This is a genomic window from Streptomyces sp. NPDC054841 (assembly GCF_053611045.1).
The window spans coordinates 1-1,429 of the sequence record NZ_JBSGZO010000900.1 but is presented as its reverse complement, the minus strand read 5'-3'; the positions used below and the strand labels follow the sequence as shown (position 1 = coordinate 1,429).

Genomic DNA, 1,429 nt, shown 5'->3' with positions numbered 1-1,429 from the left:
GCAGGGGCATTGCGTGAAGCAGCTTCGTCGCAGATGTCTGTGACGTTGCGTCATGTCGGGGTTGGTGCGGTTCCGGGGGTGGAACGCAGTCAGGACTATGAATCAGCCCTGGGAACGCAGTGCAGGCACGGTGCCGGTGATCATGTGAGTGTCTACGTCCCATGAACACTGAGCGAGCCCGTGCCTGCCTCTGCATCATCGCCCATCGCCTCCCCGCTGGGCCAACTGGCCTCGATATCCGACCCGGCGCCCCTTCTCGATGCCGTTGACCTGCGAAGTTTCCTGGACTGCGTGCCCGATCCCCGGGGCCGCAAGGGCCGGCTCTACCCCTTCAGCGCGCTGGCGTGCGCGGTGGCCGCCGGGGTCCTGACCGGTGCGAAGTCGCTGACTGCCATCAGCGAATGGATCACCGACGCACCGGCCTGGGCCTTGAAGGCGCTCGGCTTCGCTCCCGACCCGCTCACCGGGCGGATCCCCGTCCCGCACCCTGCGACCGTCCGTCGCCTGCTGGAACGTCTTGACGGCGATGTCCTGGACCGGGCCATCGGCGCCTTCCTCGACGCTCGCCTCACCCAGAGGACCCCCGATGGCGAGCCGGTCACGCGGCCGAACCGACGGGCCGTCGCCGTGGACGGCAAGACGGTGCGCGGCTCGCGCACCGCCGAGAAGACCGCGGTGGTCCTGCTCGCCGCGATGGATCACACCGGCACCGTCCTGGCCCAGCGGCAGATCGCCGACAAGAGCAACGAGATCCCCGCCTTCGCGCCCCTGCTGGACACCATCGAGGACCTGGACGGCGTCGTGGTCACCGCTGACGCGCTGCACACCCAGCACGCCCACGGCACCTACCTCCGGTCACGCGGGGCCCACTACCTGGCGATCGCGAAGAAGAACCACGCCAAGCTCCACGACCGGGTGCGCCATCTGCCCTGGCGGGACATGCCGTTGGAGCACTACGACCGCACCCGTGCCCACCACCGCATCGAGATCCGCAGGCTGAAGGCCGCCGCCTTCGACCACCTCGACTACCCCGACGCGAAGCAGGCCCTCCATATCGTCCGATGGCGCTTGGACCGGGCCACCGGTGAGCTCACGATCGAGCGGATCTACCTGATCACCAGCCTCGCCCCCGGCGCCGCGACCGGCCCCGAACTCGCCTCCTGGATCAGAGGCCACTGGGGTATCGAGAACCTCCTGCATCACGTCCGCGACCGGACCTTCCGCGAGGACGACTCCAAGGTCCGCACCGGACACCTGCCCCGCACCATGGCATCCTTGCGCAACCTCGCCATCGGCATCCACCGCCAAGACGGCGCCACCAACATGGCCGCGGCCCTCCGACGAGCCGCCCGCGACTACCGCCGCCCCCTGACCGCCCTCGGACTCACCTGACGAACCCGGACAAGATCACTTCACGCAATGACCCTGC

General features: G+C 68.9%; 1 protein-coding gene. It reads left to right on the top strand.

Annotated features, from left to right (window positions below; all coding sequences use genetic code 11):
• Nucleotides 1-180 precede the first annotated feature (180 nt).
• On the top strand, nt 181-1,392 hold the full coding sequence (locus ACWGI8_RS44290) for an ISAs1 family transposase (RefSeq protein ID WP_453669286.1): 1,212 nt from the start codon (nt 181-183) through the stop codon (nt 1,390-1,392).
• Nucleotides 1,393-1,429: the final 37 nt, after the last annotated feature.